The sequence below is a fragment of the Lysinibacillus sp. NPDC093210 genome (genome assembly GCF_044753985.1).
In the GTDB taxonomy this organism is placed as follows: Bacteria; Bacillota; Bacilli; order Bacillales_A; family Planococcaceae; genus Lysinibacillus.
The window spans coordinates 78,063-103,160 of sequence record NZ_JBIVOE010000008.1 but is presented as its reverse complement, the minus strand read 5'-3'; the positions used below and the strand labels follow the sequence as shown (position 1 = coordinate 103,160).

25 protein-coding genes and 1 riboswitch are annotated in these 25,098 nt (G+C 37.5%); of the genes, 22 read left to right on the top strand and 3 right to left on the bottom strand.

All coding sequences use genetic code 11. The features are described 5' to 3' along the window. Window positions 1-210: 210 nt before the first annotated feature. On the top strand, window positions 211-1,899 hold the full coding sequence (locus ACIP9C_RS17885) for a GNAT family N-acetyltransferase (RefSeq protein ID WP_401012748.1): 1,689 nt from the start codon (window positions 211-213) through the stop codon (window positions 1,897-1,899). A gap of 75 nt (window positions 1,900-1,974) precedes the next feature. Here the strand turns inward: ACIP9C_RS17885 and ACIP9C_RS17880 are convergent, their stop codons facing one another. Continuing rightward, on the bottom strand, window positions 1,975-2,580 hold the full coding sequence (locus ACIP9C_RS17880) for an NUMOD4 domain-containing protein (protein ID WP_401012747.1): 606 nt from the start codon (window positions 2,578-2,580) through the stop codon (window positions 1,975-1,977). Window positions 2,581-2,780: 200 nt separating this feature from the next. On the opposite strand from ACIP9C_RS17880, the gene ACIP9C_RS17875 reads away from it, so the two are divergent. From ACIP9C_RS17875 to ACIP9C_RS17825, 11 genes are all read left to right on the top strand, one after another. Further along, the gene (locus tag ACIP9C_RS17875) at window positions 2,781-2,984 is read left to right on the top strand and encodes a helix-turn-helix transcriptional regulator (RefSeq protein ID WP_340822660.1); all 204 of its coding nucleotides are present in this window, start codon (window positions 2,781-2,783) and stop codon (window positions 2,982-2,984) included. Between the two features lie 2 nt (window positions 2,985-2,986). Then, window positions 2,987-3,289 (top strand): hypothetical protein, encoded by a 303-nt coding sequence (locus ACIP9C_RS17870; RefSeq protein WP_401012746.1) that lies wholly within the window; start codon window positions 2,987-2,989, stop codon window positions 3,287-3,289. A 40-nt stretch (window positions 3,290-3,329) separates the two neighbouring features. After that, window positions 3,330-3,782: an SACOL1771 family peroxiredoxin gene (locus tag ACIP9C_RS17865; protein WP_401012744.1), complete on the top strand. Its 453-nt coding sequence runs from the start codon at window positions 3,330-3,332 to the stop codon at window positions 3,780-3,782. 162 nt (window positions 3,783-3,944) lie between these two features. After that, window positions 3,945-4,580, top strand: coding sequence for a sugar transferase (locus ACIP9C_RS17860; protein ID WP_401012742.1), 636 nt, complete (start codon window positions 3,945-3,947; stop codon window positions 4,578-4,580). 18 nt (window positions 4,581-4,598) lie between these two features. Then, window positions 4,599-5,723, top strand: coding sequence for a glycosyltransferase family 4 protein (locus ACIP9C_RS17855; protein WP_401012740.1), 1,125 nt, complete (start codon window positions 4,599-4,601; stop codon window positions 5,721-5,723). 1 nt (window position 5,724) lies between these two features. After that, window positions 5,725-7,398 carry a GNAT family N-acetyltransferase gene (locus tag ACIP9C_RS17850; RefSeq protein WP_401012738.1) on the top strand — a complete coding sequence of 558 codons (1,674 nt, stop codon included), beginning with the start codon at window positions 5,725-5,727 and terminating at the stop codon, window positions 7,396-7,398. Then, a complete protein-coding gene (locus ACIP9C_RS17845; protein WP_401012736.1) occupies window positions 7,379-8,125 on the top strand; it encodes a hypothetical protein in 747 nt (248 codons plus the stop codon). The genes ACIP9C_RS17850 and ACIP9C_RS17845 overlap by 20 nt, the downstream gene beginning before the upstream one ends. Then, the gene (locus ACIP9C_RS17840; RefSeq protein WP_401012734.1) at window positions 8,113-9,129 is read left to right on the top strand and encodes a polysaccharide deacetylase family protein; all 1,017 of its coding nucleotides are present in this window, start codon (window positions 8,113-8,115) and stop codon (window positions 9,127-9,129) included. Before ACIP9C_RS17845 ends, ACIP9C_RS17840 begins: the two co-directional genes overlap by 13 nt. A 215-nt stretch (window positions 9,130-9,344) precedes the next feature. Beyond that, window positions 9,345-10,616: an imidazolonepropionase gene (gene hutI, locus ACIP9C_RS17835; RefSeq protein ID WP_401012732.1), complete on the top strand. Its 1,272-nt coding sequence runs from the start codon at window positions 9,345-9,347 to the stop codon at window positions 10,614-10,616. Between the two features lies 1 nt (window position 10,617). After that, window positions 10,618-11,616, top strand: a complete 999-nt coding sequence (locus ACIP9C_RS17830) for an agmatinase family protein (RefSeq protein WP_401012730.1) — start codon at window positions 10,618-10,620, stop codon at window positions 11,614-11,616. A 274-nt stretch (window positions 11,617-11,890) separates the two neighbouring features. Further along, entirely contained in the window at window positions 11,891-12,778 is an 888-nt protein-coding gene (locus ACIP9C_RS17825) for a 5'-3' exonuclease (protein WP_401012728.1), read from the top strand. On the opposite strand, the gene ACIP9C_RS17820 is transcribed toward ACIP9C_RS17825, so the two are convergent. Both ACIP9C_RS17820 and ACIP9C_RS17815 read right to left on the bottom strand, forming a co-directional pair. Next, a complete protein-coding gene (locus tag ACIP9C_RS17820; RefSeq protein ID WP_401012726.1) occupies window positions 12,771-13,274 on the bottom strand; it encodes a C39 family peptidase in 504 nt (167 codons plus the stop codon). The two genes, ACIP9C_RS17825 and ACIP9C_RS17820, sit on opposite strands and share 8 nt — an antisense overlap. A gap of 369 nt (window positions 13,275-13,643) precedes the next feature. Next, the gene (locus ACIP9C_RS17815; protein ID WP_401012940.1) at window positions 13,644-13,988 is read right to left on the bottom strand and encodes a thioredoxin family protein; all 345 of its coding nucleotides are present in this window, start codon (window positions 13,986-13,988) and stop codon (window positions 13,644-13,646) included. 461 nt (window positions 13,989-14,449) lie between these two features. Here ACIP9C_RS17815 and ACIP9C_RS17810 point away from each other — a divergent pair, with 461 nt between their 5' ends. From ACIP9C_RS17810 to ACIP9C_RS17765, 10 genes are all read left to right on the top strand, one after another. Continuing rightward, window positions 14,450-16,834, top strand: coding sequence for a 3-hydroxyacyl-CoA dehydrogenase/enoyl-CoA hydratase family protein (locus ACIP9C_RS17810; protein ID WP_401012724.1), 2,385 nt, complete (start codon window positions 14,450-14,452; stop codon window positions 16,832-16,834). 44 nt (window positions 16,835-16,878) lie between these two features. Continuing rightward, window positions 16,879-18,051, top strand: a complete 1,173-nt coding sequence (locus ACIP9C_RS17805) for an acetyl-CoA C-acetyltransferase (protein WP_340822676.1) — start codon at window positions 16,879-16,881, stop codon at window positions 18,049-18,051. A gap of 71 nt (window positions 18,052-18,122) precedes the next feature. After that, window positions 18,123-19,907, top strand: coding sequence for an acyl-CoA dehydrogenase family protein (locus tag ACIP9C_RS17800; RefSeq protein ID WP_401012722.1), 1,785 nt, complete (start codon window positions 18,123-18,125; stop codon window positions 19,905-19,907). A gap of 321 nt (window positions 19,908-20,228) precedes the next feature. After that, window positions 20,229-20,582 carry an arsenate reductase family protein gene (locus ACIP9C_RS17795; protein WP_401012721.1) on the top strand — a complete coding sequence of 118 codons (354 nt, stop codon included), beginning with the start codon at window positions 20,229-20,231 and terminating at the stop codon, window positions 20,580-20,582. Window positions 20,583-20,663: 81 nt separating this feature from the next. Further along, window positions 20,664-21,044 carry a glycine cleavage system protein GcvH gene (gene gcvH, locus ACIP9C_RS17790; protein ID WP_401012719.1) on the top strand — a complete coding sequence of 127 codons (381 nt, stop codon included), beginning with the start codon at window positions 20,664-20,666 and terminating at the stop codon, window positions 21,042-21,044. 259 nt (window positions 21,045-21,303) lie between these two features. After that, window positions 21,304-21,645: a toprim domain-containing protein gene (locus tag ACIP9C_RS17785; protein WP_401012717.1), complete on the top strand. Its 342-nt coding sequence runs from the start codon at window positions 21,304-21,306 to the stop codon at window positions 21,643-21,645. 13 nt (window positions 21,646-21,658) lie between these two features. Next, window positions 21,659-21,970, top strand: a complete 312-nt coding sequence (locus tag ACIP9C_RS17780) for a thioredoxin family protein (RefSeq protein WP_401012715.1) — start codon at window positions 21,659-21,661, stop codon at window positions 21,968-21,970. Window positions 21,971-22,025: 55 nt separating this feature from the next. Continuing rightward, a riboswitch (SAM riboswitch) is annotated at window positions 22,026-22,130 on the top strand. Between the two features lie 84 nt (window positions 22,131-22,214). Then, window positions 22,215-23,243 (top strand): methionine ABC transporter ATP-binding protein, encoded by a 1,029-nt coding sequence (locus tag ACIP9C_RS17775; protein ID WP_340826432.1) that lies wholly within the window; start codon window positions 22,215-22,217, stop codon window positions 23,241-23,243. Further along, a complete protein-coding gene (locus ACIP9C_RS17770) occupies window positions 23,233-23,901 on the top strand; it encodes a methionine ABC transporter permease (protein WP_401012713.1) in 669 nt (222 codons plus the stop codon). The genes ACIP9C_RS17775 and ACIP9C_RS17770 overlap by 11 nt, the downstream gene beginning before the upstream one ends. A 62-nt stretch (window positions 23,902-23,963) precedes the next feature. Further along, window positions 23,964-24,827: a MetQ/NlpA family ABC transporter substrate-binding protein gene (locus ACIP9C_RS17765; RefSeq protein WP_401012711.1), complete on the top strand. Its 864-nt coding sequence runs from the start codon at window positions 23,964-23,966 to the stop codon at window positions 24,825-24,827. Window positions 24,828-25,098: the final 271 nt, after the last annotated feature.

Here is a 25,098-nt window from a genome sequence, read left to right as displayed (position 1 = left end):
AAAACTTGAGAAATGTACATGTAGAATGTCTTTTTATTAATGGAATCAGGCTATTGGTAAGTGCAATTGTTCTAATTTTGTTCGTTTTTGAATATAGTGGCTACTGGGTGAAGAAATAGGACTGCACAATGAAAGGCTAACAACAATAACTGGGTTTTATAAGGAAGGCAATGCTTTGTTATTGAAAGTGAAAAAGGAGTGACTACACACGTGCTAGAGTATAGACTCGTGACAACGATTAACGAGCTAGAGACATATAAGGATACTTGGTCTGAAATACTTGAACGTGAAAAAAACGATAATCCATTTATAGAATATGAATGGATTTCGACGTGGTGGATGATAGTTGGGCACGATGTGAATGTGGAAATTTACATTGTTGAGCATAATGGGGAAGCAATAGCGTTTTTCCCGTTAGTTCATACGAGTAGATTTGGAGGTATTCACCAATTTAGCTTTTTAGGACAAGGACTTGCTTCTTATATGGAGGTAATTGCCGAAAAAAGATGGAAAGAGCAAGCTGTGCATTATTTATTAAAGGAACTTACAAATAAATTTTCGCGAGTTCTCTTCGTATTACATGGCATACTCGAAAGTAAAGATACATCTCAAATATTAGAAAAATATACGCTAGCACATCAATTGCCCTCTTCGATTTTTCGTGTTGTCACACCTTATATAGATTTTAAGTCGATTGAATTACCCGATTTTTTAGCGAAGCATAAGCGAAGATTTAAGAGTATTAATCGTCGAGAAAAGCGATTGAAGGAACTTGGAAATATAACTTATCAAAAAGCACATGTGGGAAGTTTAGATAACATGTTTCGATTGTTTGAAAGAAGATGGCAAAAGAAAATGGATACGAGTGGGTTTACGGACGAACGAACAAAGGCATTTTTTGAACAACTTGCAAAGCAGCAAAATGGAGCATTATGTTTAAAAGTTCACAGTTTGCAATTTGAGAATACTTGGATTGGCTTTACTTTAGATATTTGTTGTCGAGGGAGAAATTTTTGTCATGCTATGGGGCATGAACCTGATTTTAATATGTTTGGACCTGGACGTTTAATTGAAAAGGAAAATATGCTAAAAGCACATAGTATGAACTATCATCAATATGATTTTGGTATTGGGTATGAGCCTTATAAGTTTGACTGGTATACACATTTAGATTTTACAAGAAAATTTATTATGAGTACTACAGGGATGAGAGAGCGAGCGCTTCGTAATGTAATGGTGCTGCAAGAATCGATGTTAGCCATGGTGAAAACAAATCGCAGGATTGTAGAGTGGAAACGTAATACATTAGGAGAATTACGATACTTGTTCACAAAAGCCAATATAAATGAGTGGTATTCGATGCTAAAATGTAAGGTTTTTAATGGACATGTATTTAATATTTATTATTTAGATGAAAAAATGTGCGACAATAAACCTAACTTTCAGGAAATATCTATACAATCGGTGCTCGACCACGATCAGCGAACGGAGCTCCTTGCTCATTATTTTAAAGGCTATAAGCTCTATGGACAGAATCGGGAAATTTCATTTTTGCGACATGATAAATTAATCCACGAGGAAATGAATGGGTTTATGCAGGAATTGCCACCAAATACTACATATATTAAAAATTATGCACTACCTAAACTCCAAATTATTGTAAATGAAGTGCAACGAGAAGGGCGTGCAATTTGTACCTCGGCTAATTGGTTTGAGTGGCGAAAACGTAGGACGTTGAATGCATTAGGTTTTCGAAGGGTAGAACGTGTATGGGTAAATCAACTGTTAAAGTGGAAAAAAGTACATCGTCAAGAAAAGAAATGGGAGAAATTTTTTTCAAAACAAGGACAGCAATCAGAACATAGCTGGCACCTAGCACTACTTTCTTTCCTAATATAACAAAAAATCCTTAGCGTCTTTTTATAGGCGCTGAGGATTTTTTACTTGCTTGTATCAGAGCTGTATATGCTCTTGTTAAAAGTGAATGCCTGGCTTGTCAATTAGCTTACAGCCAGTGCCATATTTCGCTTTTAAGGCACCTTTAAAGTTTGTTTGTTCAAGCTCTGGGAATGCCTGCTTCCATAGTTCGAATACATTATGGTTTGATGCTGTGCCATCTTTTGTTAAACGGACAATATGAAAACCATATTCATCATTGCAACGAGCTAATGCACGATTTTCGCGCACAGTAATAATGCGTCCGCTTTCAGTTATTTCATAGAGTTCTTCATAGCCTGCGATTGCACGGCTTTGTTCATCCAAACTAGTCGTTTTTATAACATCTTTTTTAACAGACTTTTGTTCATTAGCCCCATTAACAGGAGTTTCAGTTTTATTTTCTTCAGGAAGTTGCTCGACAATAATAAAATCCTTATTTGAAGCTTTATCACTCATTGTCACCATTACGTTCATAATGGAACCTACATAATGCATTGGTTTATCATTGCCTTCTTCATATACGAAAATATTATAGTCGGTTTTATTAATCTTTTTCATAATAATATTTCCTGTTGAAATCGTAAAACCGATAAATTTGTTTTTATTAAGTGCTTGTAGTGCTTGTTGTTTAGTTAAAGTCATTACTAAATCTCCTAAATAATTGTTTTTTCTATTTTACCATAAAATAAGTCTCACTGTTTTTCGATGGTTGTTGTTATACAAAGCGAGGAAGTTATCATATTATTTTCTGAAAATTCAAGAAAAATGTAAAGTATACTTTACAAATAATGAATAGTAAAGTACACTTTACGTAAAGGTTGCTTTACATGGGGTGGTGACAAATGGAACAACGTATTAAAGAACTAAGAGCATCATTTGGTTGGACACAAGAACAGCTATCCGAAAAACTAGGAGTTTCAAGGCAAACAATTATTTCTATAGAGAATGGTCGTTATAATCCATCTTTAGAGCTTGCGTATAAAATCGCAAAATCATTTCAACTAAGTATTGAAGAAGTATTTATTTTTGAGAAAGGTAGTGATTGAATATGAGTTTGGAACAAATGTTAGGATTTCTTGGTATAGTGCTTGGCATTTCAGGAGGTCTTTTTGGACTTTGGTGGGGACGTAGGATGGCAGCACGTAAAAATGGGCTCGATGAAAGATATGAAAAAATTACAGTAAGCTCACTAGCGAATGGGTGGAAAATAACGGTTATCTCCATTTATGTTCTATTTCTGTTGTTAATAGCTGGTGTTCAGTTATCTACTGCTCAAGCTTTAGGCATCCTATTACTAATTCATATGGCTGGATGGGCATTTTCGACCGTTTATTATAATTTAAAATATTAATTCCAAGTAATGGAAAATAAAATTAAGAGGAGCATTTTAAATGCAGCACAAGTTTGGTATGAATTTATCATGGTCGCAAGGAAGAAATGGTACAGGGAACTTAACGTCAACTAATTTGAATACAATCGTATCTATTCCTCGGGAAATGAATGGACCAGGAATCGGAACAAATCCAGATGAAATGTTATTAGGTGCTTCAGCAACTTGTTATTTAATTACATTTGCAGCTTTACTGGAAAACGCCAAAATACCAGTAGAGGCATTGTCGATGGAGTCAGAAGGGATTGTAGATGTAACGGAGGGTGTTTTTACATATGAAAGAATTGTCCATAAACCAAATGTAAAAGTACCGCCTCTACCCGAACATGAAGAGAATCTCATTAATCGGCTAGCTCAAAAAGCAGAACAAACGTGTATGATTAGTAAAGCATTAAAGGGAAATGTTCAAATCGAATGTCACCTTCAAATTGAGCAGGCGTCTGATTGTCAGTAATTAACTTAATCGCTTGATTAGTAAAGGAATTATGCCAAAAGTTTTTCTGGTGTAATTCCTTTTGTCATATTTACAGAGTATTTGCTTTGTCTGAAATAGTTCTATAAATGGGCGAAATGAATATATAAAGTTAAGCACTAAAAAAATGTAAAGGATGATGTATTGCACGTACAGACAGCTGAGACAATCACATTTTACGGTCAGTATGGTAAACGGATTTTTGATATAGTTGGGGCATTTATTTTAATACTTATTACAATTCCTCTTATGTTAGGTGTACTCCTCCTATTATTTATTACTACAGGACGCCCCATCTTTTTCAAACAAATTCGAACTGGTTACGAACATCAACGTTTTATCATTTGGAAATTAAGAACAATGGCTATTCAGGCAACACCTGTCAACATGCCTGCAATATGTACAGAAGGCATTCCAGATGATTACTATTTCAAAACTGACCAAGATACGCGCATTACAAAGATAGGAGCAATACTACGTAAGTTAAGCATCGATGAAATTCCGCAGCTTTTAAACGTATTAAAGGGAGAAATGAGTATTGTTGGACCAAGGCCTGAAGTACCGACAATTACAAATAGTTACAGTGCATTACAGGCACGCCGTTTGGAAGTAAAACCAGGTTTAACAGGGCTTGCACAAATTAACGGACGATCTAATATTTCGCATGGTCAAAAAATCTCCTATGACATTCATTATGTAGAAAATATAACGTTTTGGATGGATTTAAAAATTGTTATGAAAACCTTTTTCGTCGTTCTAGCTAGAACAGGTGCTTACTAAAAGAGCAAGAGGTGAAGGATGCTGAAGATTGTACAACTAATAACACGTATGGATAAAGTAGGAGGCGCTCAAAAACATGTGGAGGCACTTGCTATAAAGTTAAAGCAAGATGCCCATAAAGTTACGATTGTGACAGGTTATTATGATGCTTCATTATGGCGTTTACAAGATGAGCAAATTGATGTAATCAGTATCCCTGCCATGCAGCGGGCAATACATTTAACAAAAGATATCCAAGCACTTTGGCAATTACGAGCTGCTTTTAAAAAAATACAGCCTGATGTCATTGCTACACACTCTTCTAAGGCAGGGGCAATTGGACGTATTATCGGTGGCCTTTTGCGCATCCCGACGATTTTTACCGCACATAGCTGGAGTTTTACAGAAGGGGTGCCACAAAAAAAGCAACTAATGTATCGCCAACTTGAAAAAACGGTCCAGCCACTAACAACTAAAATCATCACGGTTTCTGATTATGATCGTAAGTTGGCATTAACAAAAGGCATTGCACCTGCTCATAAATTGCAGACGGTTCATAATGGCATTGAACAATTAGAAAAGAAAATAGCACCAAATAGAGCAAAAAATGAGCATCCGCAAATTGTTATGGTTGCTCGCTTTGAGGTGCCAAAAAGGCAAGATTTACTGTTGGAGGCTTTGATGGAGTTATCGGATATACCTTGGCACCTTCAATTTATTGGTGATGGTTCTTTGCGTCCCCAATTAGAAAGTTATGTTAAAGACAAAGGTTTTTCAGAGCGAGTTACGTTTTTAGGCAATCAATTAGATGTCACAAAATGGCTTGCCCAGAGTCGTATCTTTGCTTTGCTATCAGACTGGGAGGGTTTACCCATTTCAATTATTGAAGCGATGAGGGCAGGACTTCCTATCATTGCCACGAATGTTGGAGGAGTCAATGAGTTAGTGACTGATAAAGAAAATGGATTTTTAATCGCTCGTGACGATTCAAGCCTACTGAAAAAAAGGCTTAGACAGCTTTTAATGGATGAAACGCTATGCGAAAAAATGGGCGATATAAGTGAACGACGTTTTTTACGTGATTTTACGTTTATTCCTATGTATCAAAAAACATTATCAATCTATGAACAGGCAATTTCAAAGTTTGCTAAAAAGGGTGATTAAATTGCAATTAATTCGCATTAGAACAGAAGATGAACTTGTGTATTATAAGGGGATTTGGGATGAGATATTAGCGAATGAACACAATGATAATCCGTTTATTGAATATGCATGGTTTTATAACTGGTGGATTACTATTGGAAGAAAAGAGCGTATTGAGCTATATGCTGTGCAAAAGGATGAGGATATTATTGCATTTCTGCCATTTACGGTACGAATGCTTTGGGGTGTTCGTCTATATGCCTTTACAGGTGAAAATATCGCGAATTATTCGGGCATTATCGCAAGAAAAAAATGGCAATTACCTGCTATAACATTTGTATTTGATGAGCTTATGAAAAAGCATCGTCATGTACTATTTTCATTTCATGGATTACTTGAAAGTAAAGAGTCCTCGAAAGCAATTGAGCAGTATTTCGTTGAAAGGCAATTAGCGCCACATATTTTTCGAGTAGTAACACCATATCTTGCCTTTCAAGACGTCGACTTCAATAGTCATTTCAATAACCGTAGAAAAATGCATGGTATAGATCGAAGGGAAAAAAAGCTACGTAATTTAGGATCTTTACGTACAAAAACACCAGAACAAGAAGATATTTGGCAAATGTTTAGATTATTTGATCGACGTTGGGCAAAAAAGAAGGATACGAGTGGTTTTACAAAAGGAAAGAAAAAGGAATTTTTTGAACGCATTTTCCACCTTAAAGGGGAAGCGATGAAAGTAGAAGTAGATACACTTGTTTTTGAAGATCAATGGCTTGCCTTTAACTATGGTATTTGCTGTCGAGGACGCTATGTCACTTACGCACTCGGACATGAGCCGAACTTTAATATTTTTGGTCTTGGCCGTTTACTTAATCAAACTACGATAAAGCGCACTTTTTCTGAAAATTATCGTATGTTCGATATGAGTATTGGTTATGAGGCTTATAAATTTGATTGGCGCTCTGGCATCGACTTTACGAGACATATCGTTGCAAGTAGTAAGACAAAACGCGCAAAGGTATTGCTTGGTTGGATTGTACTGAAGGAACGTTTAAAGGAAATGCTGAAAAGTAGTCAGCTTTTCGTTGGATGGAAACGTCATACTCTTGGTGAAATGCGCTATTTAGTAAAGTATGGAAAAGTGAAAGATTGGCTAGAATATGGACAACAATTCGTTGAAAAGTTTGTTCGTTTTAAGCAAGTGGACTTGTATGAGTTATCCCCATCTGATCGAGTCGTTCCCCAACAACCAGTAGGGGAGTTGTTTGAGGTAATGCCGATTCAAGAGGCAATGTCACTCGATCAGGAAGAGATTATTTCATTATTTTATAAGGGGTATACGATTTATAAAGATTCCTTTGCACAGACGACGAAGCCAGCATTTGCATTACATACGAAAAACTTACGTGTGGATGCATTGCAAATCGTTGAATCGTTGCCTAAACAAACCTACTTTTTGAGCTATGATCTCTATAAAGAGATAGGTGTTGTTACAGCATTTATTCAAAAAATAAAGCCAAACGAAACACTTTGGGTGACGGCAAGCTTTTGGCAATGGCGTAAGCGAAAACGATTGCAGCAATTAGGCTATAAACGTATTTCTCGAATGAAGCATTTTAAATGTGCTCGTTATGAGCGCAATCATGTAGAAAATTACACAGAGAGTGGGGGCGATGTTCATTCTATCCATTAGAAGTAAGCGATGGAATATCGCGATGCAGCATATTTACTTTGCAGAAAAGCTAGCAAATACTAGAAAGTCAATGAAGTTAGTTTGTCACACACATTCACTTGTTCCGAGCCGTAAGCTTGTTAAACGTGAAGCGGTTCATATTCCATTAACTAATCATGATTGCTCGATGTATACAGCACTTTCGAAAAACAATCGAAAACTGCTACGTCGCGCACAGGAAGAGCCCTATCAAGTATTCTTATATAAAGAGCCTTCTGAAGAGAACTTACGAGCTTTTCAACAGTTTTATAATGATTTTGCAAAAAGGAAAAAAATTGAACAAATTACTAAGTCGCAGATGGAATCCATTATGCTTTTAAATCAAAAAAACGCTTTGTTTTTGTCAGAAGTACGTAGTATGTGTGGACAAACATTGTGCTATCGATTGGATATTGTACATGCACAAAAAGCGATGTCCTATTATGTAGCGACAAGTGATGCTTTCTCATTGCCTGCCCATTTAAAGCGTCCACTACGTTATGCGAATCGTTTCTTGTTATGGCACAATTTAATGTATTTAAAGCAACAGGGATGTGTACTATACGATATGGGCGAGCTAACAGATGTCGAAACGATTCGTCAATTTAAATTGAGCTTCGGTGGACAAGTTGTTAACGTATATTCAGGCTACATCGCACAATCGAAAATTAGTGCGTTGTTATTGGGCGTGCAAAAGTGGAGAAAATAGCAATCAATGTAAAACATGGTGGTTTAGTGATTTCACTGGACTTTGAGTTAAATTGGGGTGTCCATGATGTATTTCGGCATGGACAATATAATAAAAATTTATATGGTGTTCGTCAGGCATTACCTAAAATTCTGATGCTGTTTAAGCAATATGAAATCCATGCGACATGGGCTACTGTTGGCTTATTATTTGCAGAATCTAAAGGTGAGATGGCTCATTACTTAAGAGGCATTCCAGTGAAATATAAACAAATGCGGTATGCAGCACATTCCCAGCTTGCGAAAGTAGGGGAAAATGAGCAAGAAGATCCTTTACACTTTGGCAAATCATTAATTGAAGAAATTATTCAAACACCACATCAGGAAATTGCTAGTCATACATTTTCCCATTTTTATTGTTTAGAAAGTGGACAAACAGAAACGGACTTTCTTGCGGATTTACAAGCAATGAACATGATATGTGATGGGTATATTGAACCGATGAAGTCCATTGTTTTTCCGCGTAATCAAGTGAATGACAATTATTTTACTATTTGTCAGCAAGCAGGATTTGTTTGCTATAGAGGAAATGAACTACATGATTTATACAATCCTAAAAAGTTCACTAAAAAAAATCGACTATCATTTGGTGTAATGAAATGGCTGGATAGCTATGTTAATGTAACTGGCAATCATATGGTACGACTGGAAGAGATGCAAGGGGATGCATTTATTAATGTTCGAGCAAGTGCATTTTTAAGACCATATAGTAGCTTGTTGCGCGCATTTGAGCACCTCAAGATAAAACGAATTAAAGAAGGAATGCTTGCTGCTGCAAAGGAAGGGGCTTTTTATCATTTGTGGTGGCATCCGCATAACTTTGGAAAACATATTGATAAAAATTTGGCAATGCTTGAGGAGCTTTTGCAATATTATCAAGAATTACAGAAGGATTATAAGTTCCAGAGCTATTCCATGCATGAGGTAGCTAGGCTATGTAAAGTAAGCAATAACATTTCTGAATAGAGTGTTATTGCTTTTTATTTTGGTTGTTAGAATTCGTCTTCTACTTAATGGTAGTTCTGCTTTTGTAGAATTTTTAAGAGAATAAGAGGGAAATTACCTGAGCGTGACGAAGATGTAAGTTACTTAATGTTAAATTAGTGTTTAAGGGTGTTTGTCCTATATAGAACAAGCAGAAGGAAAGAAGTAGCTTTCTACATAACAAAGGGGAGTTAGGGATGATGGAAAAGCAACAAAGGCCAATTTGGATTCAAAATATTTCTCAATTAGTGACAGTTGCAAGTGACAAGAAGGGACCTCGTGTACGTGAAGAAATGCGAGAGCTCGGGATTATTGAAGGTGGAAGCGTCTGGATTGAAGATGGTACTATTCAAGATCTTGGTACGACGCGAGACATGATACTTAAATATTTACCCCGTGCAGAGGAAGCGGAGATTGTCGATGCAACAGGAAAAATTGTGACACCAGGATTGATTGATCCTCATACACATGTTGTTTTTGGTGGTAGCCGCGAGCATGAATTTGAGATGCGTTTAGAAGGTGCGAGCTATATGGACATTATGAATGCTGGTGGAGGCATTCATGCAACAACTCGAAAAATGCGCACATTGACAGAAGAACATATTTTCAATCAAACGACGAGACGCTTGGACTTATTTTTACAGCATGGTGTCACAACATTAGAAAGTAAAAGTGGCTACGGGTTAGATTTAGAAAATGAGCTAAAGCAACTACGTGTCATGCAGCGCTTGCAAAAAAAGCACCCGATGGACATCGTACCAACCTTTATGGGAGCACATGCAGTACCAGAAGAATATCGAGAGAATCCAGAGCAGTTTGTTGATTTAGTAATTGATGAAATGATTCCTGCAGTTGTTCAAGAAAACCTGGCAAAATTTATTGATGTATTTTGTGAGGTCGATGTCTTTACACCGGAGCAATCCGAACGTATATTATTGGCTGGCAAGGCACAAGGGCTCATCCCTAAAATACATGCTGATGAAATTGAAGAAAATAAAGGTGGACATATTGCGGCAAAAGTTGGAGCCATCTCTGCCGAGCATTTATTAAAAGTTTCGGATGAAGGTATAGAAGAGCTTGCTAAATCGGGTGTTATTGCATGTTTATTACCAGCGACCGCATTGTATTTAGGAGAAAAACCTGCACGTGCTAGAGACATAATTGATGCAGGTGTGCCTGTAGCCATTTCGACTGATTGTAATCCTGGATCCTCTCCAACAATTTCGCTTCCTCTTGTAATGAACCTAGCATGTATCACAATGAAAATGACACCGGCAGAAAGCTTATGTGCTGCTACGTATAATGCTGCTTGTGCATTGCAAATTGAAGATCGTGTTGGCTCCATCGAAGTAGGAAAGCAAGCTGATTTAGTTCTATGGGATGTTCATAATCATCAAAAGCTACATTATATATTTGGTGTGAATCATGTGAAAAAAGTTTGGAAAAAAGGCGTGAAGGTGGTAGGTTAAGATGTTTATTCAACCTGAATGGCAATGGAAACAAGAAAATGGCTCAGGTATGCATCAGTGGATTAAGCAAAAACAAAATCCACATGCAAACGATGTGGATATTATTGTGTATGGAGCATTACTATCGTATGCAAGTGATCCATCAAAAAAAGCTCAGTATCCTAATGCTTTTCGTAAGGCATGGTCCAGTTTTCAATCTTATAATTTAGACGAACAAGTTGATTTACGTTCATTAGCAATTGTTGATATTGGTGACGTAGCGATAGATTCGAAAAATCGAATGCTTTCGGAATCGGCAATAGAGGCGGCAGCGGAAAGCTTAAGTATTGCCTATCAAAAGAGCTTCACATGCCTTATTGGTGGAGATCATGCGATTACTGCTTGTTCTTTAAGAGGGATTAAAAATGCTTTTCCGAAAGATCGCATTGGCATTATTCAGCTTGATACACATTTAGATGCAAGAAATCAAGAAGAAATTGGATTAGCGATGAATTCGCCAATTCATCAACTCATTGCATCAGGCGTTGTAGAGGGAAAGCATATTTATAATGTCGGCTTGCATGGCTTTTTTAATTCGCCCGAAATGATTTATTATGCACGTGAGCAAGGAATGCATATGATTACGTTAAAGCAGATGCGACGCGACGGTATACAGTTGACTATCCGTGAAATGCTGCGTCAGCTTATGCATGAAGTAGACAGAATTTATGTGTCTGTTGATTTAGATGCACTGGATATTACATTTGCACCTGATGTACCAGCGGCCACACCTGGTGGGTTAACAGCCTATGAATTATTTGATATTTTAAAACTTATTGGTGAAAATGAGGGCGTACGTCATATTGATTTTATTTACGCTGATCCAAAACAAAATGAACTTCGTATAGAAACAGTAAAAACGGGCGTTACAGCATTTTTACAATGGCTAACTGGCATTCAATTGGATCACCGCAATCGTATATCAAGGAAAGAAAAAGCAGGCTATGGGGCTATTCCATAGTCTGTTATTTGCATGAAGAAAAATATTGACGTTGATTTCCGCTATGAACGGACCTTAATTGTTTGAGTGCCTGGCACTTTCAACTTATGCAGTTCCCTCAGGAGTGCCCGGGTTTTTTCTGTTTGTAAGAGAAAAAATGCATGACCGGCATGGTAAATTGTTTGAGTGCCTGGCACTTAAATTAATGCGATAGTTTGCTATAATAGAAAAATGCTTATTATTCTTTAGATAATGTCTAAACGCTAGAATAAGAGAATAGAGAGGATTTTTCATCATGACTACAAAACCAAAATTGCTAATTGTAGATGGTATGGCATTGTTATTTCGTTCCTTTTTTGCGTCAGCTGCAATGGGGCATTTTATACGTTTAGAGGATGGCACCCCTTCTAATGGTGCGCAAGGATTTGTCCGCCATGTGTTGACGGCACAATCAATTATGCAACCAACACATTTAGCTATTTGCTGGGATATGGGTTCGCAAACATTCCGCAATGAATTATATGATGGCTATAAGGCAAATCGCCCAGCACCGCCAGAGGAAATGCTTCCTCAATTTGATATGGCTAAAAACTTATCTCAACATATTGGATGGCAAAATTTCGGCGTTGTCGGTATGGAGGCTGATGATTTAATCGGCTCAATGATTACCAAATGGCAAGACGAAGCCGATATTACGGTTATTAGTGGGGATAAGGATTTATTGCAACTATTAACACCTACAACGCAAATAGCGTTTACGAAAAAAGGTTATACAGAGTATGATCTGTATACACATTCTCGTTTTAAAGAAGAATATGGGATAGAACCGATTCAATTTGCACAAGTAAAGGCTTTTATGGGTGATACAAGTGATGGCTATCCAGGCGTTAAAGGGATTGGTCCAAAACAGGCGCTGAACCTTATTCAAATGTACGGCTCTATCGACAATGTTATTTCTTCCTTAGAGGAATTAAAGCCTGGTCAACGTACGAAAATCAAAGACAATCTTGACATGCTGAAGTTATCACATGAACTAGCAACAATTCAAACAAATGTACCGATAGAAGCAGATATTGCTCAATTAGTAGTGCCAAACTATGAGCAACAGACATTTAAAGCGATAGAAGAACGTGGCTTTACACTTATTGCAAAGCAGGCACGTTCATTGTATTCCCTTATTTAGGTGCTATTTTAACGAAGCTTAACACTTTTTCATTATTTTGAAATAGAGCAGTACGGATTTGGCTGGCGCGATTTTTGCCACCATTATCATGGAAAATTAACAATAGCTCACCGTCTTGCACCTCATAGCCAATGAGTGGTACCCAATGATAGACAAAGGTAGATTTTTTGTTAAACCATTGCAAGCTAAAATAACGGTCAAAGCGCATTGCAACGGGACGTCCTGCATCTATCTCCTGCAGCGCCTCTTTTAACGTACAGTTGCGTATTTCCCATGTCGGTAACAGTTTCCGAAGGTTATGAATTAAACGCCATTTAAACAAGCCAATTTTTGTGCCGCCGAGTAGTTCATAAAGTTCGTTAACCGATGGAGCTGTCGGATTATAGTAGTGCAGAATGACATGGATTGTTGTTGGCCCACAGGCAGAATTACGATATTTAGGTGCAATGAATGCTTCGTATTGTGATATTCCGTGTATCGGCAAATACTGTTTCATAAAAATCTCCCTTCGAAAAGAACTGTTTAAATGTAAGTTTTATGCGCTTTCACATAAAATTACATGGAATCCTTCTTTATATTATAAATAGGCTAGGACAAAAGAGAAAAAGTGTTAGATTGTTTGCAAACAATCTAACACTTTTTTGCTGAGACAGTTGGTGTTCGCAACAGCAGGCGCTGTCCGCGGACACACCGCAAGGCCGCAAACCTCGCTATCGCGTTGTTTGTTGCATCTTACATTTTGTGCTGTTTCCACTGGAGTCACTGCCTTTGCTACTATCAACTAGTACTACCTATTGCAACAATTTACGAAAACCATTGCCCATTTTGTAAATTTAAGAGTTATGTCCCAGCATCATTACTTTTTTTATTGTTGAGCTGCTAAAAACTCAGTAACTTGTTGAGGTGTTTTAGCGTTAGCACTATGTAAGTGTGCTAATTTTTCACCATTTTGGAAAATTAATAAGCTTGGAATACCCATTACATCGTATTTATCAGCGATTTCAGGAAGCTCGTCGCGGTTAAGCTCGTACCAATCAAATTGGTTGTACTCTTCAATAATTGGATCGATAAACATATTCATGCGTGTGCAATCAGGGCACCATCCAGCATAAAATTTCACAAGCACTTTTTGCTCACCAGAGATAAGCTCATTAAATTGTTCTGCAGTAGTAATTGTTTTCATTAGTATTTCACTCTCCTTGCTAACCATTTTACACATTTTCTCTTCATCCTGAAAGTTATCTGTTTGTGATATGCAGACTCTACTTATTGTCCTATTTTCGCTCGTAAAAAACAAAAAAAGTTGTATATTGCAAAAATAAATGAAGAAAAAAGATTGCTAATTTAGACAAAATAATCTACACTAAAAACAGAAAAAGTAGTTTTATTTTCATTCAGTGGAAGACTTTTCACGCGATGTATTCGAGTTGCATATCAACTGACTGAAGATAAGTCTCTGGCGCTTGTCACAGATTATGAAATGACATCAGTTAAAATCTTTTAGCTAAAAATCCAAGACAATGTAAGTGATTGCGACTAGCTGGCATACATTGTAAAAGGTCAACGTGAATGTCAAAATCTAAGCAAAAAATGCCAAAGCGAAATTTTGATTTTTTTTGGCCAAAAAATGAATGGCTATTCATTCAATGGGAGAATAAGGGGGAATTGCTTGTGACTTATAACATTAAAAAAGCGGCTGTTCTAGGTTCTGGAGTAATGGGTTCTGGAATTGCAGCACATTTAGCAAACATCGGTATTCCAACATTATTATTAGACATTGCACCGAAAGAACTAACGAAAGAGGAGGAAGCAAAGGGTTTAACTTTAGAGCATCCAGCTGTAAGAAATCGCTTTGTGAATAGTGCTCTTCAAAAGTTAGTAAAGCAAAAGCCAGCACCACTTACTTCTAAGAAAAATTTATCGCTACTAACGGTGGGGAACTTTGAAGACGATTTAGACAAACTAAAAGATGTAGATTGGATTATTGAAGTTGTTGTTGAAAATCTAGCGATTAAACAAAGCTTATATGAAAAAATTGATGCTGTACGTGCAGCAGGTACAATCATTAGTTCTAATACATCAGGCATTAGTATTAATGCAATGGCGGAAGGGCGTTCAGAAGATTTCCAAAAACATTTTTTAGGGACTCATTTCTTCAATCCGCCGCGCTATTTAAAATTACTTGAAGTAATTCCTGCAACGACAACTGCACCGGAAGTTGTAGACTTTATGAAAAAATTTGGTGAGGACATTCTTGGCAAAGGGGTCGTACTAGCAAAAGATACACCGAACTTCATTGCCAATCGCATAGGCACATATGGTCTGCTCGTTACTTTACAGGAAATGATGAAAGGCGGCTATTCAGTTGGCGAAGTAGATTCAGTGACAGGGCCACTTATCGGTCGTCCAAAATCTGCTACTTTCCGTACGTTAGATGTCGTTGGCTTAGATACTTTTATCCATGTGGCAAAAAACGTATATGACCAAACGTCAGGAGATGAACAGCAAGTATTTGCAGTACCGGAATTTTTGCAAAAAATGGTTACAAACGGCTGGCTAGGTGCTAAGTCTGGTCAAGGTTTCTTCCAGAAGCAAGGGAAGGAAATTTTAGAAATTGATCCAAATACATTTGCTTATAGCCCTGTGAAAAAATTACAAACACCTTCAATTGAAATGGCGAAACAAACGCGAGGATTAGCTAATAAAGTTAAGGCATTAACGTATGCTAAAGATCGTACAGGTGAGCTGTTATGGGGGATTTTTGCACCTACATTAATTTACTCTGCACAGCTACACGGTGAAATTGCTGATGATATTGTGGCAATAGATAATGCAATGAAATGGGGCTTCGGCTGGCAACAAGGTCCATTTGAAATATGGGATGCCATCGGTGTTGCAGAATCCGTTGCCAAAATGGAAGCGGAAGGTCGCGAGGTCCCTGTATTTGTCAAAAACATGTTAGAGAAGGGCTTTACAACATTCTATTCAGAACTTGAAGGTGACGTAGCGTATTATAATGGGTCGCAATACGTAAAAGTTCCTGTGAATGAAAAAGAAATTAACTTAAAGCGCTATAAAAAGAAACATGGCGTTATTAAGTCTAATACAGGTGCTAGCTTAATAGATTTAGGTGACGGAATTGCACTACTTGAGTTCCATTCCCAATCAAATGCTATCGGTTTAGATATTATTCAAATGATTAACTACGCAGTAGATGAAGTGGAAGCAAATTATAAAGGCTTGGTAATCGGAAACCAAGGTAAAAACTTCTGTGTCGGTGCTAACTTAGGAATGATTTTAGTAGAAGCACAGGATGATAACATTTTCGAACTAGACTTTGTCATTAAAGCATTCCAAGATGCTATGCAAAAAATAAAATATTCTAACAAACCTGTTGTGGCAGCACCGTTTTCGATGACGTTAGGTGGGGGTGCAGAAGTATGCTTACCTGCTGCACATATCCAAGCGACGATGGAAACTTATATGGGCTTAGTAGAAGTCGGTGTTGGTTTAATTCCAGGTGGTGGCGGTAATAAAGCGCTTTACCAAAAGTTTTTGAAAGGTTTACCAAATGGCGTTGAGGTAGACTATCAAAATATTGCTAATAAAGTATTCGAAACAATTGCGATGGCTAAAGTTTCAACTTCAGGTGAGGAAGCGCGCGATAATAACTTCCTAGATTTTGCAGATGGTATTTCAGTCAATGCAGATCACCAAATTTATGATGCAAAGCAAGCTGCTTTGGCACTTTATGATGCAGGTTACCAACCACCAGTGCCAACAAAGGTTCCTGTTGTCGGTGCATCGGGCTACGGTACGTTACTAATCGGTGCTCAAGGCATGTTTGAATCAGGTTTCATAAGTGAACATGATTTAAAAATTGCTAAAAAGTTAGCGTATGTAATTGCAGGTGGAAAAGTTCCATATGGCACATTAGTAGATGAGCAATACCTATTAAACTTAGAGCGTGAAGCATTCCTAAGCTTAGTTGCAGACCCGCTATCTCAACAAAGAATGCAACACATGTTATTAAAAGGAAAACCACTTCGTAACTAACTAGACTAAAATGTTTGCACATGAAACAAAGGGGGATTTAGACGATGCGTGAAGCCGTTATTGTAGCAGGAGCACGAACTCCTATTGGAAAAGCGAAAAAAGGTTCATTAGCAACAGTAAGACCGGATGATTTTGGGGCAGCAGTTGTCAAAGAAACATTAAAAAGAGCGGGCTATGAAGGTCCTGTCGATGACTTAATTTTGGGCTGCGCAATGCCAGAAGCAGAGCAAGGGATGAATGTAGCTCGTAGTATCGGAGCGCTTGCAGGGCTGCCAGATACTACACCTGCACTGACAATTAATCGATTTTGTTCATCAGGTTTACAGGCAATAGCATATGCAGCTGAACGTATTATGCTTGGACATTCAAAGGCTATTCTTGCTGGCGGTGTTGAATCGATGAGTATGGTGCCAATGGTAGGAAATACACCACGCTTAAATCCAACATTAGCTGAAACTGCACCACAATACTATATGGGGATGGGGCATACAGCAGAGGAAGTAGCACGTCAGTACAATGTTAGTCGTGAAGATCAAGATGCATTTGCTGTACGATCACATATGCTTGCAGAAAAAGCAATTAAAGAAGGTAAATTCAATGATGAGATTGTTCCGATTGAGGTGGAACAACATTATGTGGATAACAATAATAAACTACAGGTAAAAAAATTTACCTTCAGTGTTGATGAGGGCGTTCGTCCGGGCACATCCGTTGAAGGTTTAGCTAAACTTCGTCCTGCATTCCATGTAAAAGGAAGTGTTACAGCAGGTAACGCTTCTCAAACTTCTGATGGCGCAGCTGCAGTTCTAGTAATGGATCGTGAGGAAGCAGAAAAGCAAGGAATGACACCGATGGCTAAGTTTTTAGGCTTTGCGGTTGGCGGAGTTCCACCAGAAGTAATGGGTATCGGCCCAATCGTAGCAGTTCCCAAAGCGCTTGAAATTGCAGGTTTATCAATTCAAGATATTGATTTGTGGGAAATTAACGAAGCATTTGCTTCACAATCATTACAAGTTGTTCGTCATTTAGGCATCGACCAAGAGAAAGTAAACGTAAATGGTGGTGCAATTGCATTAGGACATCCACTTGGTGCAACAGGTGCAATTTTAACATTGAAGCTAATTCACGAGCTGAAACGTCAAGGCAAAAAATATGGTGTAGTTACAATGTGTATCGGCGGTGGTATGGGCGCTGCTGGAGTATTTGAAATTTTATAAGTTATGTGAAATTATTTGAGAATTGCGAATTGTGTGAGTGCCTGGCACCTAAAAATAAGGAGGAATTTAACATGACAGAAAAAACAACAGATATCATTAAAGGCGGCGGATTTATCATTGAGGACGTGGCATTAGACCGCGTATTTACACCAGAAGATTTTTCAGATGAGCATAAAATGATTGCTAAAACAACTGAAGAGTATGTTGCTAATGAGGTATTACCTGTAGTTGAAAACTTAGAGCATCATGAGTTCGAGCATTCAGTACGTCTACTGAAAAGTGCTGGTGAACTTGGTTTATTAGCTGCAGATGTACCAGAAGAATACGAAGGTCTTGGCTTAGATAAAGTATCTTCGGCATTAATCGCTGAAAAAATGTCAGTAGCTGGAGGCTTCTCGATTACACATGGTGCACATGTAGGAATTGGTTCATTGCCTATCGTGTTATTCGGGAACGAAGATCAAAAGCAAAAGTATTTACCGAAGCTTGCTTCTGGTGAATTAATTGCAGCTTACGCATTAACAGAGCCAGGTTCAGGTTCGGATGCTTTAGGTGCCAAAACGACTGCAAAGCTAAATGCTGCTGGTACTCATTATGTATTAAACGGTGAAAAACAATGGATTACTAACGCTGGATTTGCTGATGTCTTTGTTGTGTACGCAAAAATCGATGGCGATAAATTCTCAGCATTCATCGTGGAACGTGCCTATAATGGTGTTTCTGTAGGTCCAGAAGAAAAGAAAATGGGTATTAAATCTTCTTCAACTCGTACATTAGTGCTTGAAGATGCAGAAGTCCCTGTAGAAAATCTACTAGGTGAAGTAGGGCGTGGACACGTAATTGCGTTTAACATTTTAAATATCGGTCGTTATAAATTAGGTGTAGGAACAATCGGTGGCTCAAAACGTGCTTTAGAGCTAGCTATTCAATATACAAACCAACGTCAACAATTTAAAACGAAGCTTTCGGATTTCAACTTAACGAAAGAAAAACTATCGACAATGGCGTCTCAATTATATGCTTCTGAGTCATTAAATTATCGTACGGTCGGTTTATTTGAAGATCGTTTAAGCCAGTTAAGCCCTGAAGAACAAAAACAAGGTAAAGTTATTGCAAATGCAATTGCTGAATATGCGATTGAGTGTTCGATTGCAAAAGTTTTTGGTTCGGAAACATTGAATTATATTGCAGATGAAGCGGTACAATTACATGGTGGCTATGGCTTTATGGCAGAGTATGAAGTGGAGCGTATTTATCGCGATTCCCGAATTAACCGTATTTTCGAAGGTACAAATGAAATTAACCGCATGATTGTACCAGGTACCTTTATGAAAAAAGCATTAAAAGGTGAATTGCCATTATTACAGGTCGCACAAAACTTACAACAAGAACTTCTTATGCTAATGCCTGAAGATGTAGGCACAGAGCCACTAGCACAAGAAAAATACCTTGTGAAAAATGCGAAGAAAATTGCTGTGTTAGCAGCTGGTATGGCAGCACAACGTTATGGAGCGAAGCTTGACCAAGAACAAGAGGTATTAGTGAACATTGCCAATATCGCCAACCAATTATTCGCTATGGAGTCTGCTGTTTTACGTACAGAAAAGGCAATAGCGCGTGAAGGTGCAGAAAAATCAAATCAAAAACTACTTTACACACAAATCTTCTGCCAAGAAGCATTTGCAGAAATTGAGAAAGAGGCAAAGGATACAATTCTTGCTTCAGCAGATGGAGATGCTGCACGTATGACATTGTCAGCATTACGTAAACTGACTCGTAACAATCCCTATAACCTTATTGCTAAAAAGCGTGAAGCTTCAGTTAAACTAATCGAAGCAGAAAAATTCATCGTATAATATAATCTTTGACCTAGCTACTTGCTATAGGGTAGCTAGGATCAGAATATCGACAAAAGGCAACGAGAAGATCATTCTTGTTGTCTTTTATCATGTCGGTGCCTTTGTATGGAATCTTTGCTAAGTGTCATATACGAGGTGCCAGGCACACAAACAATTTCTATGCTGGTCAGACCGTCCGTCCATAGTGAAAATCTATGGCAATAGGCGCATTCGACATTACTAATTTATCTTGCGTAACTAGCCAATAAATGTTTCATTTTGGCTCATACTAGTTATGATGGTATACTACAGGAAATGATAGCAGAGGAGCCTATAAATATGATTCAATTTATCCATTACCCTAAATGTACAACTTGTAAAAAAGCACAGAAGTGGTTAAACGACAATGGCGTTTCATACGAAGAGGTACACATTGTTGAACAACCACCTACGAAAGAGCAAATAAAGAGTTATTGGCAAGCTAGCGGGCAGCCACTGAAGAAGTTTTTCAATACATCTGGCATGAAATATCGTGAACTTGGGTTGAAGGATAAACTGGCGGAAATGCCGGAAGATGAACAGCTCACACTACTTGCTTCTGACGGTATGCTAATTAAGCGACCGATTGTTACTGATGGAAAAAAAGTAACGTTAGGTTTTAAGGAATCAGATTTTGAACAAACGTGGAAATAACAGCTTTAATCCTTGTTTTTATGAAAGAAGTATGGCACACTGAAAGTGAATATATTACATATTTATGGAGGGGTTTTTGGCATGAGCACACCTAAAGACTTACGTTACTCTGAAGAACACGAATGGGTAAAATTAGAAGATGGTAAAGTACGTATCGGTATTTCACATTTCGCACAATCTGAATTAGGAGATATCGTTTTCGTTGAGCTTCCACAAGTTGGCGACGAAATTAAAACAGATGATCCATTTGGAAGCGTAGAATCAGTAAAAACTGTTTCTGAATTATACGCACCAATTTCAGGTACTGTAGTTGAAGTAAATGCAGATTTAGAAGATAGCCCTGAATTCGTAAACGTATCACCATATGAAAAAGCATGGATGATCGTTGTAGAGCCTGCTGATGCTTCAGAGATTGAAAGCCTTATGACTGCAGAACAATACGAAGAAATGATTGCAGAATAAACAAGCCTATAATAGAAAAACGTCGGCATACATACCGGCGTTTTTTATTATATAACACCAGTTATTAGTTGTTAATTTGATGTGTACAAAGCTTAACTCTGCAAGAGTAAACGATAGTACAGTGACTCACCAAAATGTTGTCCAAATTGCGAAGAGACATGTGGAAATGATTGTTAACATGCAGATCTATGCATCGTTTTGAATCCGGTAATTGCAATGAATTGTTGTAGTAGATAACTGTCTAAATGGGGGTGGCGTGATGTTCGAAGGGAAATGTTTAATCGTGGAAGGCCGTTCGGATAAGCTTCAAATAGAACCTATTTTGAGTGAAGATGTTACAATACTTTGTACAAATGGTACAATTGGTGTGCATCAATTAGAAGAATTACTCGACCCATATGAGGGCTGTGAGCTATATACATTTTTTGATGCAGATGCATCAGGAGATAAACTACGAGCATTAATGGACAGACATTATCCTGAGGCGGAGCATTTGCGGACAATGCCTACTTATAAAGAAGTAGAAACTACACCGAGGAAAGTGCTTGCGATGATTTTATTACGCGCGCATTTTTCCATTCATAATGAATATATTTTGTAAGGTTGCGTGAAAAATGGAAGAATGGTCAAAAGAGCAGTGGGAAATGGCTGTAAAATCAGGTGAAAAAACTGCCTTTTATTTATATACACCGATGTGTGGAACATGTGCAGTTGCATCTAAAATGATGGATATCATAGAACAGTTACTGCCGCAGTTAAAATTAGGTAAGGCAAATATAAATTTTTTAGAGCAAATAGCTTATGATTTTCAAATCGAAAGTGTACCTTGTTTACTCGTTAGCGATGGTGGAAAAGTTATAGAGAAGGTTTATGCATTTCAATCCGTACCGTTTTTATACGAATTGTTAAAAAAACCAATTGACTGAACTTTGCTAGCATGGTAAAGTAACAACTATATTAAAAACTATTAAATATATCGAACTCTTATAAAGAGCGGCGGAGGGAAGTGCCCTATGAAGCCCGGCAACCATCACATATGTGAAAAGGTGCCAAATCACTCAAAGATTTTTCTTTGAAAGATGAGAGAACGGTTTAGCGTATAAAGTACGTGACCCCTTCTACTTGTCTATGAGTGAAGGGGTTTTCTATATGAGAAAAGGAGTATTCGCTATGATACAGCTTCAAAATATTACGAAGAAATACAAAACCGCAAATGGCGAATTAACTGCTGTTAAAGATGTCAATCTTACGATTAACAAAGGTGAGATTTTTGGCATTATCGGCTATAGTGGCGCTGGTAAAAGTACGATGATTCGTTTATTAAACGGTTTAGAAAAGCCGACAACAGGTACGGTGAAGGTGAACAATCAAGAATTTTCATCTATTAAGGGTCAAAAGTTGCGTGATGCTAGACAAAAGGTAAGTATGATTTTCCAACATTTTAACTTACTTTGGTCAAGAACAGTTGCTGAAAATATCGCTTTTCCACTTGAAATTGCAGGTATAGCTAAGAGTGAGCGAGACGCACGTGTGAAAGAACTTATTGCGCTTGTTGGATTAGAAGGACGTGACAAGGCGTATCCATCACAGCTATCAGGCGGTCAAAAGCAACGTGTTGGTATAGCACGAGCGCTTGCCAATAATCCTGAAGTGTTGTTATGTGATGAGGCTACATCGGCACTCGATCCAGAAACAACAGATGCAATTCTTGATTTGCTTGTCGACATTAACGAACGATTAGGCTTAACAATTGTATTAATTACCCATGAAATGCATGTAATCCGCAAAATCTGTCATCGTGTAGCGGTAATGGAAGCTGGAGAAATTGTAGAGCGTGGGGAAGTATTACAAGTGTTCCAAGCACCACAAGCGGCGATTACTAAAAAATTCGTTTCTCAAATTACCGATACGAAGGAAACCCAGGAGACAGTTGCACAGCTTAGAGTAAATTATCCAACGGGCCACCTTGTTAAGCTTGTCTTTGTTGGTGAAAAAACAGAGCAGCCTGTTATATCGCATTTAGTAAAACAGTTTGATGTGGAAATTAGTATTGTCCATGGCAATATCTCGCAAACTAAAAATGGCGCATACGGTACTCTTATTGTGCAAATTGACGGCACGGATACAAATGTAGCAGCTGCACTAAATTATTTAAATACAGTTGAAGTACAAACGGAGGTGATTGCAAATGCTAACTAGTCTCTTTCCGAATGTCGACTGGGAAAAAATGTGGACAGCCACATATGAAACACTTTATATGACCACACTTTCAACAGTCGTAACATTTATACTTGGTTTAGCCATTGGCATAATCCTCTTTTTAACGAGTCCAAACCAATTATGGGCTAATAAAATCGTTAACTTTTTAACAGGATCGGTCGTTAATATATTCCGTTCGATTCCATTTATCGTGTTAATTATTTTACTAATACCATTTACGAAGTTTTTACTTGGGACAATTCGAGGAGCAAATGCAGCCCTACCAGCACTTATTATCGGTGCTGCACCATTCTATGCACGAATGGTATTAATTGCATTACGAGAAATTGATAAAGGCGTTATTGAAGCAGCACGCTCGATGGGTGCTAAAACGTCCACAATTATTTGGAAAGTACTAATTCCAGAATCATTACCAGCACTTATTTCTGGAGTTACCGTAACGGCTGTAGCACTCGTTGGGTATACGGCAATGGCTGGAATTATTGGTGCTGGCGGCCTAGGAAACTTAGCCTTTTTAGATGGCTTCCAACGTAATCGCCAAGATGTGACATTAATGGCAACTATTTTGATCTTAGTAGTCGTATTTATCATTCAATGGATTGGCGATATGATTACAACGAAAACTGACAAACGTTAAAAAGGTTAACCCGGTTTTTACCGCTAACATATTGTTTGAACAAATAAAGGGAGTGTATACAAATGAAGAAGTTATTAGCAGGATTATTTTTATCAGTACTTGTACTAGCTTTAGCAGCTTGTGGTGCTGGTAACAAAGACGAAGCAGGTTCAACATCTGGAGACAAGACAGACGACAGTGCAAAAACTGAAGAAAAAGTAACATTAAAAATAGGTGCTTCTAACACACCTCACGCAGTTATTTTGGAACAAGCAAAACCGATTTTAGCTAAAGAAGGTATTGATTTAGAAATTGAAACGTACCAAGATTACGTACTACCTAACCAAGATTTAGATTCAAAAACTATTGACGCGAATTATTTCCAACATATCCCTTATTTAGAATTGCAAATTAAAGATAATGGCTATGATTTCGTAAATGCTGGAGGCGTACACATCGAGCCAATCGGTATTTACTCTAAAAAATATAAAACTCTAGAAGACCTTCCTAAAGGTGCAACAATCTTATTATCGAACTCAGTTTCAGACCATGGCCGTATGTTGTCATTGTTAGAAGCAAAAGGCTTAATTAAATTAAAAGATGGTATCGACAAAACAGCAGCAGAAATTAAAGATATCGTCGATAATCCGAAAGACTTTAAATTCGATGCAAATACTGCACCAGAATTACTTGTTCAAATGTTTGAAAATGAAGAAGGCGATGCGGTTCTTATCAACTCTAACTATGCAATTGATAACGGCCTAAACCCAATTGAAGATGCAATTGCATTAGAAGATAAAGAATCTCCATATGTTAATATTATTGCGGTACGTGCTGGAGATGAAAATAAGCCGGAAATTAAAAAATTATTAGAAGTATTAAAATCTAAAGAAATCCAAGACTTCATCCTGAAGGAATGGAAAGGCGCAGTAGTACCAGTAAAATAGATTTTTCTAACACTATAGTACAAGCCATGAAAATGGTTTGTACTATTTTTTTTATGGGAAAAGATAAATAATGGTTTGAAATCCAATAATTAAATTATTTTATTTTTTTTAAATTGTTTAGAATTTGTTTAGATTCATTTAATATGATTACTGATATAATATTATTCGCCAATAATACTGAGAAAATTTGGTATTTAGTCCTGATGGAGGTGAAATCCTATAACGAAATTTTTTAAGGGTGGTATTTTAGTTATATTTTGCCTGTTGTTTG

Bases quoted from the DNA above. Each gene is read 5' to 3' on its own strand.
- ACIP9C_RS17880 (WP_401012747.1), bottom strand. From the start codon at position 2,580: ATGACTTTAACTAAACAACAAGCACTACAAGCACTTAATAAAAACAAA.
- ACIP9C_RS17875 (WP_340822660.1), top strand. From the start codon at position 2,781: ATGGAACAACGTATTAAAGAACTAAGAGCATCATTTGGTTGGACACAA.
- ACIP9C_RS17870 (WP_401012746.1), top strand. From the start codon at position 2,987: ATGAGTTTGGAACAAATGTTAGGATTTCTTGGTATAGTGCTTGGCATT.
- ACIP9C_RS17865 (WP_401012744.1), top strand. From the start codon at position 3,330: ATGCAGCACAAGTTTGGTATGAATTTATCATGGTCGCAAGGAAGAAAT.
- ACIP9C_RS17855 (WP_401012740.1), top strand. From the start codon at position 4,599: ATGCTGAAGATTGTACAACTAATAACACGTATGGATAAAGTAGGAGGC.
- ACIP9C_RS17845 (WP_401012736.1), top strand. From the start codon at position 7,379: ATGTTCATTCTATCCATTAGAAGTAAGCGATGGAATATCGCGATGCAG.
- hutI (WP_401012732.1), top strand. From the start codon at position 9,345: ATGATGGAAAAGCAACAAAGGCCAATTTGGATTCAAAATATTTCTCAA.
- ACIP9C_RS17830 (WP_401012730.1), top strand. From the start codon at position 10,618: ATGTTTATTCAACCTGAATGGCAATGGAAACAAGAAAATGGCTCAGGT.
- ACIP9C_RS17825 (WP_401012728.1), top strand. From the start codon at position 11,891: ATGACTACAAAACCAAAATTGCTAATTGTAGATGGTATGGCATTGTTA.
- ACIP9C_RS17820 (WP_401012726.1), bottom strand. From the start codon at position 13,274: ATGAAACAGTATTTGCCGATACACGGAATATCACAATACGAAGCATTC.
- ACIP9C_RS17815 (WP_401012940.1), bottom strand. From the start codon at position 13,988: ATGGTTAGCAAGGAGAGTGAAATACTAATGAAAACAATTACTACTGCA.
- ACIP9C_RS17805 (WP_340822676.1), top strand. From the start codon at position 16,879: ATGCGTGAAGCCGTTATTGTAGCAGGAGCACGAACTCCTATTGGAAAA.
- ACIP9C_RS17800 (WP_401012722.1), top strand. From the start codon at position 18,123: ATGACAGAAAAAACAACAGATATCATTAAAGGCGGCGGATTTATCATT.
- ACIP9C_RS17795 (WP_401012721.1), top strand. From the start codon at position 20,229: ATGATTCAATTTATCCATTACCCTAAATGTACAACTTGTAAAAAAGCA.
- gcvH (WP_401012719.1), top strand. From the start codon at position 20,664: ATGAGCACACCTAAAGACTTACGTTACTCTGAAGAACACGAATGGGTA.
- ACIP9C_RS17785 (WP_401012717.1), top strand. From the start codon at position 21,304: ATGTTCGAAGGGAAATGTTTAATCGTGGAAGGCCGTTCGGATAAGCTT.
- ACIP9C_RS17780 (WP_401012715.1), top strand. From the start codon at position 21,659: ATGGAAGAATGGTCAAAAGAGCAGTGGGAAATGGCTGTAAAATCAGGT.
- ACIP9C_RS17775 (WP_340826432.1), top strand. From the start codon at position 22,215: ATGATACAGCTTCAAAATATTACGAAGAAATACAAAACCGCAAATGGC.
- ACIP9C_RS17770 (WP_401012713.1), top strand. From the start codon at position 23,233: ATGCTAACTAGTCTCTTTCCGAATGTCGACTGGGAAAAAATGTGGACA.
- ACIP9C_RS17765 (WP_401012711.1), top strand. From the start codon at position 23,964: ATGAAGAAGTTATTAGCAGGATTATTTTTATCAGTACTTGTACTAGCT.